The following is a 6,450-nucleotide window of genomic DNA, read 5'->3' as shown; positions in this document are numbered from 1 at the left end:
TGCAGACCTTCCTCGATGCAATCCCGTTAGCGAAGGAGAAGATGATCGCCGCTTGAAAACATCATCGGACAGATGAGCCCGACCAACTCTCGGACGCCAAATGTCAGATCAAGTTCCAGCTACTACAGCTGGGCGGGGTCACGCCGCTCTCGGTCAGGTGCAACTGGAACTGCCGCATATCCTCGGGCGAGGCGGTCTCCGGCGAGCGGCCGAGGAAGGCCGCGAAGCGTCTGACCTGGCGGATGTAATCGGTGCGGGTCTTCTCGACGAAATGGCGCACCGTCATGTCGTCGATCATGCGCTGGCGCAGCGGGCTGATGGCTGTCTCGGTCATCGAGGGCTCCTGTCGTGAGGTGGAGGGACCAAACCCCTCGATCCTCAAGACAGGACCCAGCCCTGTCATCGTGTGCCCTTCAGCGGGTTACCGCCCCAAAGCCATTGCACTGCCCCAGCCGCAGTGCCTTCCCGCGCGAGCGGGTTCGTTCATTGGCACGGGGCTGACCTAAGCGGAATGTCCGCTCAATCTGGGAACACCGGACGTTCCTGAGGGCCAGGGATTTCCCTGGGTTGACCCCAAGCCGACATTCCCGCACAGACGGCTCAGTCCCGTTTGGCCCTACCTCTGAGCGCCCACACCTGGAGCAAGCCGCCACGTCGATGGGTCAAAGGCTCAGGCTCTGTCTGGTCGAGCAGGGATGCCGATCAAACAGAGATGAGGTCAAAGCGAGCCATCCCCGCCTTTCATCACGTCTGAGCAAGAGCTATCTTAGTGAAAGCATCGGCTGTTCCATCACAGGCGCCGATGCCTGAGAGTTCGATGCGCTCCCGCCTGCACCGCAAGGGAGGACGCCATGAACCCCTCTCAGCATGTCGACAGGCTGATCCGAAAGCTGGAGACCCTGGCCGCTCTCTCGGACGAGGAGAAGCAGGCCCTGCGTGGCTTGCCCCTGACTGTCAAAGCCTTCAAGGCGGATCAGGACATCCTCCGCGAGGGCGACAATCCGGCGGAGTGCTGCCTCGTCCTTGAAGGCATGGTGTTCCGCTACCTGATGCTGGACGATGGCCGCCGCCAGATCATGGGCTTCTACATTCCGGGCGACATCCCCGACCTACAGAGCCTCCATATCACGACCATGGACCACAGCGTCGCTAGCCTTGTGCCCACGACGGTGGCGTTCATCCCGCATCAGAGCCTCAACGAGCTCAATGCGCGCCATCCCACCATTGCGAATGCCTTGTGGCGGGACACCATCGTCGATGCGGCGATGTTCCGCTTGTGGATGGTTGGCTTGGGCCAGAAATCGGCGCATGAGCGGCTCGCCCACGTGCTATGCGAGTTGCTGGTGCGGTTCAAGGCCGTTGGCTTAGCCGAGGATGAGCAAACCTGCGCGTTTCCCATAACCCAGACGGAACTGGGCGATGCGCTCGGCTTGACCACCGTTCATGTCAATCGGGTGATCCAGGACCTGAGACGAGATGGCCTGATCACCCTGGGCAGAGGCTCCCTGTGCATCAACGATTGGGAGCGCCTGCGGCAACGCGCCAAGTTCAACCCGCTCTACCTCCACCTCGATGGTCGGGAGGCGAGACCATGACTTCTGCCGAGCACGATCACGGGGACCGCCTCTCTCTCACAGAGCAGCCAGTGCAGGTCGCTGTGGGCTGTGATGACGAAGAGGGCTGTCTGATCTTTGCGGATGACCGGCTGGTTGCCGTTCTGGTCCGCCTGTCCGAACTGCATGAGGAGCTGGCCGGGCGGTGGTACCTCGAGGCGGGGTTTGGCCGGCTGGAGGGACCACACAAGCCTACCTTTCGGGATCTCGGCACAGCGAAAGAATGGATTACCCGACATCTCAAAGGCACGGCAGGGCGAGCCGCTTGAATCGGCTTGCCGCGGTCACCACCGCTCGTGTTCCAGGTTCAGGAAAGTCGGATCGAACTCCGCGGCTTCTTGCAGGTACGCCCAGTCCTCGATCACGATCCTTTTGTCGCTCCAGGTGACCAACCCGTCAGCCCGGAATTGCTGGCTTACGGATAAGGCGAGATTACATTGGTGCTCCTTCTGCCCGCTTAGGACTCGTGCCTTGCTCCATGTCCGGCCTAGGATCGATTGGCGTACCGTCGGACGAGCAAGTATCGATGCCGAGGTCGCGCTTCCAAGCTCAGTTCCATTGACCAGCGTCGTGGGCTCAGGCTCGAGACGCCGCGTCAGCGCCGTCAGGCTGCGAAGGATTGGTGAGCCCGCTGCTTCCGGAGCTCATGCAGAAGGTCAACATACGACTGGCGTTTCCGCTGATGTGCGGCGCGGATCTGCTGCTTGATGTATTGCTTCAGCTCCTCGTCCGGCACGCCCTTGTCCACTCTGTCTAAATCAAATTCGTTCTGAAAATCGATGTTGCCAAGTGTGTGCAAAACTTCTCTGATGGTGGAATAAAAGCCGGGCGAATGGTGGCGCTGTTGAGCAATTGGGCTCTTGGGCATGGCATCTCCTCTGACATTCTTGGTTTTTCTTGTCAGCGTCGGCGGCCGAGGTTGTTAACCTATGTTAATGGCCAAAATGTGCATAGCTTCATGACAGTCAGAAGAGCACCGCCGAGCTCAGCCGCGTTGGTGGACTGTCAGATACTCGGGGACGACGGTCTCGAGGGCTCTTGCTTCAACCCCGATATCCGCGAGTGTCGGCTCGAAGCTGCTGACCACCTTGTCCGTTCTCAGCAGCCGGACCTGATCACGGGTGAGCGGAGCACCGGGAAACACTTGCAGCAGCCCGCCTAGCAGCTCAGCCGCCCAGAAGGGCACGGGCACCAGCAACGGTCGGACCCTGATCGTGGCACAGACAAACTCCAGCAGCTCCTTAAAGGTGTAGACCCGGGGACCTCCGAACTCGTAGATCTTCCCACGGCTCGCCGGGGTCGCCAGAATGGCGGTGAATCCTGCCACGACGTCCTCGACATAAACGGGCTGAAACCTGGTTTGGCCGCCGCCAATCAGCGGCAGGGCCGGGAGCCGTCGCGCCCGTGCGGCAAAGCCGTTGAAGAAGTGATCGTCTGATCCGTAGACCAAGCTGGGCCGGATGATCGTCGCGTCAGGGAATGCAGTGCGCACCGCCACTTCGCCAGCCGCCTTGGAGCGGTCCGCTAGCGCTGGTGCGGTGCGGCCGGCCCCAAGCGCCGACACGTAAATGAGTTGCTTGACACCCAAGTGCTTGGCGCTGGCCGCCACCCGGCGAGCCCCAGCTTCATGGAGGGCCGTGAAGGTTTGCCGGTGCGCTTGCGAGAGAATGCCAACCAGATTGATGACCGTATCCGCTCCCCGGATGGCTGCCTGGACAGCCTCGTCATCGAGAATGTCGGCCTCGACCTGTTGGATCCGTGCCAACCTTGAAGGCTCTGCTGTTTGGGGAGGATGACGCGTCGCGACCCGTACGGATGCTCCCGCCCTGCCGAGATGCTCGACCAGATGCCGACCGATAAAGCCTGATCCGCCGAAAACCGTGACTTGCGTCATCACTTGGCTAAGTCCCGGAATATGGCCAGTCGACTGCTGCTACTGCAGTCTCTCCCTCCTCAATACCATGTTTATCGCTTCGAAGGTCCAGAAGTGGCACTTCTCTGAAATAAACCAAGTGTCAGCTTTGGCAGCGAATACGGGACGTTCCCGAAGGGCAAGAGAACTACCAGACCTGACCGAGGCCGTGTCAAAACTCAAATGAAGCGGATCTCGGCGAACTATTTGTACAAATTCACGCCAATGTGCCGGGGATTTCCCGGTCTAATCACGCTTGCAAGAAATTAAATTGCTCCACGAAGCAGCTCGTCCGCGTTTTGACACAGGCTCGACCCTAAAGAGACTTTAGCTCGAGTTCGATCGACAGCGCTGGGTTGGCAGATCTATAGTGAAACCCGAGCTATGATGGAGGCATGCTATGAAGCTGTCTCTGGCGATTGCCCTCCTCTTTGCGGCTACGTTCAGCGAGGATGCTGCCCCTCAGGCGAGGCCGGAGAAGCAAGCCGAAACCAACAAGATCGCCCAGATGGTCACCGTCTCTGGTGAGTGTACCAAGCTGGTTCACGCAGGTCTTGCGGTAGAGGGCTGCAAGAACCTCCTGGTGAACATGAATTACAGCACCGGGGTGAGTTCGTACTGGTTTATGACCGAGAGCACCATTCTGTCATTTTCCGGCGATGGTTCTCGGCGGATCGAACAAGGCCCGGGCATTGTGGTCCAGGCGATCGAGAAAGTCATTCTGGCTGCGACGACTGCTGCCCCGAACAATGAGGAGGGCAAGGAGGATCCCGCAGTGGGCTTCTGCCGCTTTGGCGACCCAAACCTCAAGGGATCGACGATTGAGTGCGTGGCTCACACCGAAATCGGTCGCTACGAGGGAGCCTTTGCCACCGATGGAAGTCCGCCAAAGCTCGAAGCATTCCAAGTCGAGCAATGACTGTTGTCTGTTCCAGTGGATCGGTCGCAAATCCAGACTTGAGCCGAAGAAATGGGAACGTTCCGCGCTGGCTATTATGCGTCGAGCCGCTCGAACTGATCCGCAAGGGATAGCTGCTGTTTGCGCATCATGTGGATCATCTCGGTCCCGCCCAGGATCACGCGGGCACTGCCCCCGGTCTGAAACCCGAACATCGGCCGCATCCGCCGTTTGATGGCACAATGATCCTGCTCAATGCGATTGTTCAAATAGCGGCTCTGCCGGATCCGGATCGACTTCTTGCGCCTTGATCCGTCACGAAGTCGGTCCGTCATACCACAGGCCAGGATCGCCTCTCGGTTGGTGTGACTGCCGTCGATCACGATTCGCGCGGGTTGGCCATGGCGCTTAAGCGCCTTGCGCAGAAACCGTTTGGCCGCGGTGAGGTTTGGCCGCTCGCTGAACCAAAACTCGACGGTGTCGCCATTGCGGTCGATGGCGCGGTACACGTCGGGGAACTCGAGGAGCAGCTCCTCCTAGACTCATGTGAAGCGAAACTTAGGCCTCCTGGATTGGCTTGCATAGGAACCTGCCCTCCCACACGGCGTTCCCTGAGGAGCCCAACTTAGCAATACATGGAAGAGCTGTGCTGGGCCTCCTCAACCGGAGACGCAATCATGAACAAAGTCACGGCCTTCATGAGCTTTATCTTCCTGGTTGTATCGCCTGCATGGGCGCAAACCCCGCCCGCCACGCCCGGCGCTCCTCCGGCCGGCGATGCCGGTGGCGGGATCATGGACTACTGGTGGGTGATCCTGCTGATCATCATCGTCATTGCAGCGATCTGGTACTTCTCTCGGCGTGGCAGGAACGTGTAGGGATGTGTCCCTTCAGGAGCGGGAGCAGGGCATCGCGCGTTGATCAGAAGCCGTTTTGATGCTCCTGACTGCGCACCGATCCGGACCCGGCCCACAGGCCGGGTTCTTTATCTGCTTCGGCGGCCGACTGTTGCCAACATTCCCTCGAAACGCCCGTGCGAGCTTACGTTTCTGTACGGGCAATGCCGCTGCTCAAGTAGATGATCGGCACGTTCACGGCCTTGGCCAATTCCAGAGCCCGTCCGCGTGCATCTTCGAGTGTGTGGCTTGAGAAACTGCCGGGCGGTTGGCGACCCCGATCAAGACCTTTCCAGTCACGGTGTACTGCGTCCCGATGGCCGGCTCGTGAATGACTTCAATGAGAATATACCGATCCGGATCGGCAGGCTTTTCGCCTTCGGCGAGGTGCTTGAAGACAGGCATGGATCCTCCTTTTGCGGCTCAATCCCGATTGTCCTCCGCTTTGGGATCCTGGTCGTCCCGCCCGCATGATAATCGGCGAGGCCTTGCCGACACAAGCGGAGCACTCGTGCCTGGTCTCCTGCACCAAGGGGCATGATGTGATCGAGAGGGCCGCAAATTGATGTTCGTCCTGAAAGGTAGCCAGCGGCTCCAGCTCCTCTTTCAGGTCCACAAACAGCCGCTCGCGCGTTTTGACCGCGTTGTTGGACATGGCGACTGGCTTGTCGACGAGTTCGTCCGCCTTGTCCAGCGGAGCTTGGGTGAATCGTGTGATCGTCATTGTCTCTCACAAGCTATGGAGGAGAGGGTCTCAAGGGCCGCAGCTTAGACCAGAGCGTATGAGTCAGGCATGTCGGTGGCACTCCTCGTAGGATCGCGATCATCAGACCGAGGTGGCGTCGAGCTTCGAAGGTGAAACTTCGCCTCTCATTGAACTGCCGCTCTCGCGCATCGCCCGGGCACATCGGGCGAGAAGCACAGCAGGTCCGGGCAGCAAAAGGTAACAGATCGCCCCAATCCGGAGCGTCGTATCGATGCCGAATTCGATACTCGTCAGCACAGCGACGCTGGCCGCGAGCACACCGGCTGCTCCGTTGATGCCCCAGAACCACGGGGTTGGTTTCTTGTCGATCGCCGACACCAGCCGCATTCCGGTCGGGAAACCAAAGCCCATGAGGAAGCCGGCCG

The 6,450-nt window shown here is 59.7% G+C and carries 9 protein-coding genes and 1 pseudogene; 4 read left to right on the top strand and 6 right to left on the bottom strand.

The window, feature by feature from the left end; genetic code table 11:
* Window positions 1–103: 103 nt before the first annotated feature.
* The gene (locus tag FS320_RS35735; RefSeq protein ID WP_152717102.1) at window positions 104–334 is read right to left on the bottom strand and encodes a phage integrase N-terminal SAM-like domain-containing protein; all 231 of its coding nucleotides are present in this window, start codon (window positions 332–334) and stop codon (window positions 104–106) included.
* A 517-nt stretch (window positions 335–851) separates the two neighbouring features.
* On the opposite strand from FS320_RS35735, the gene FS320_RS35730 reads away from it, so the two are divergent.
* Together FS320_RS35730 and FS320_RS35725 are read left to right on the top strand one after the other, a co-directional pair.
* On the top strand, window positions 852–1,595 hold the full coding sequence (locus FS320_RS35730) for a Crp/Fnr family transcriptional regulator (RefSeq protein WP_152717101.1): 744 nt from the start codon (window positions 852–854) through the stop codon (window positions 1,593–1,595).
* The gene (locus tag FS320_RS35725; protein WP_152717100.1) at window positions 1,592–1,882 is read left to right on the top strand and encodes a hypothetical protein; all 291 of its coding nucleotides are present in this window, start codon (window positions 1,592–1,594) and stop codon (window positions 1,880–1,882) included. Before FS320_RS35730 ends, FS320_RS35725 begins: the two co-directional genes overlap by 4 nt.
* Before the next feature lie 335 nt (window positions 1,883–2,217).
* On the opposite strand, the gene FS320_RS35720 is transcribed toward FS320_RS35725, so the two are convergent.
* Window positions 2,218–2,481 carry a hypothetical protein gene (locus FS320_RS35720; RefSeq protein WP_152717099.1) on the bottom strand — a complete coding sequence of 88 codons (264 nt, stop codon included), beginning with the start codon at window positions 2,479–2,481 and terminating at the stop codon, window positions 2,218–2,220.
* 117 nt (window positions 2,482–2,598) lie between these two features.
* On the bottom strand, window positions 2,599–3,507 hold the full coding sequence (locus tag FS320_RS35715) for a complex I NDUFA9 subunit family protein (RefSeq protein ID WP_152717098.1): 909 nt from the start codon (window positions 3,505–3,507) through the stop codon (window positions 2,599–2,601).
* A 418-nt stretch (window positions 3,508–3,925) separates the two neighbouring features.
* Here FS320_RS35715 and FS320_RS35710 point away from each other — a divergent pair, with 418 nt between their 5' ends.
* Window positions 3,926–4,444, top strand: coding sequence for a hypothetical protein (locus FS320_RS35710; RefSeq protein WP_152717097.1), 519 nt, complete (start codon window positions 3,926–3,928; stop codon window positions 4,442–4,444).
* Window positions 4,445–4,518: 74 nt separating this feature from the next.
* Here FS320_RS35710 and FS320_RS35705 read toward each other — a convergent pair.
* Window positions 4,519–4,932, bottom strand: a pseudogene (locus tag FS320_RS35705) (DDE-type integrase/transposase/recombinase); the annotation flags it as partial.
* A gap of 168 nt (window positions 4,933–5,100) precedes the next feature.
* On the opposite strand from FS320_RS35705, the gene FS320_RS35700 reads away from it, so the two are divergent.
* Entirely contained in the window at window positions 5,101–5,301 is a 201-nt protein-coding gene (locus FS320_RS35700; RefSeq protein ID WP_152717096.1) for a hypothetical protein, read from the top strand.
* Between the two features lie 213 nt (window positions 5,302–5,514).
* On the opposite strand, the gene FS320_RS35695 is transcribed toward FS320_RS35700, so the two are convergent.
* Window positions 5,515–5,724: a hypothetical protein gene (locus FS320_RS35695; protein WP_152717095.1), complete on the bottom strand. Its 210-nt coding sequence runs from the start codon at window positions 5,722–5,724 to the stop codon at window positions 5,515–5,517.
* Window positions 5,725–6,145: 421 nt separating this feature from the next.
* A partial coding sequence (locus FS320_RS46375; RefSeq protein WP_162003459.1) for a hypothetical protein occupies window positions 6,146–6,450 on the bottom strand: 305 nt, incomplete at its 5' end.

It is taken from the genome of Microvirga tunisiensis, from assembly GCF_009296175.1.
GTDB classification, from domain to species: domain Bacteria; phylum Pseudomonadota; class Alphaproteobacteria; order Rhizobiales; family Beijerinckiaceae; genus Microvirga; species Microvirga tunisiensis.
The sequence above is the reverse complement of the archived record's forward strand: the minus strand, read 5'-3'. Positions and strand labels throughout refer to the sequence as shown.

Bases quoted from the DNA above. Each gene is read 5' to 3' on its own strand.
- FS320_RS35735 (WP_152717102.1), bottom strand. From the start codon at position 334: ATGACCGAGACAGCCATCAGCCCGCTGCGCCAGCGCATGATCGACGAC.
- FS320_RS35730 (WP_152717101.1), top strand. From the start codon at position 852: ATGAACCCCTCTCAGCATGTCGACAGGCTGATCCGAAAGCTGGAGACC.
- FS320_RS35725 (WP_152717100.1), top strand. From the start codon at position 1,592: ATGACTTCTGCCGAGCACGATCACGGGGACCGCCTCTCTCTCACAGAG.
- FS320_RS35720 (WP_152717099.1), bottom strand. From the start codon at position 2,481: ATGCCCAAGAGCCCAATTGCTCAACAGCGCCACCATTCGCCCGGCTTT.
- FS320_RS35715 (WP_152717098.1), bottom strand. From the start codon at position 3,507: ATGACGCAAGTCACGGTTTTCGGCGGATCAGGCTTTATCGGTCGGCAT.
- FS320_RS35710 (WP_152717097.1), top strand. From the start codon at position 3,926: ATGAAGCTGTCTCTGGCGATTGCCCTCCTCTTTGCGGCTACGTTCAGC.
- FS320_RS35700 (WP_152717096.1), top strand. From the start codon at position 5,101: ATGAACAAAGTCACGGCCTTCATGAGCTTTATCTTCCTGGTTGTATCG.
- FS320_RS35695 (WP_152717095.1), bottom strand. From the start codon at position 5,724: ATGCCTGTCTTCAAGCACCTCGCCGAAGGCGAAAAGCCTGCCGATCCG.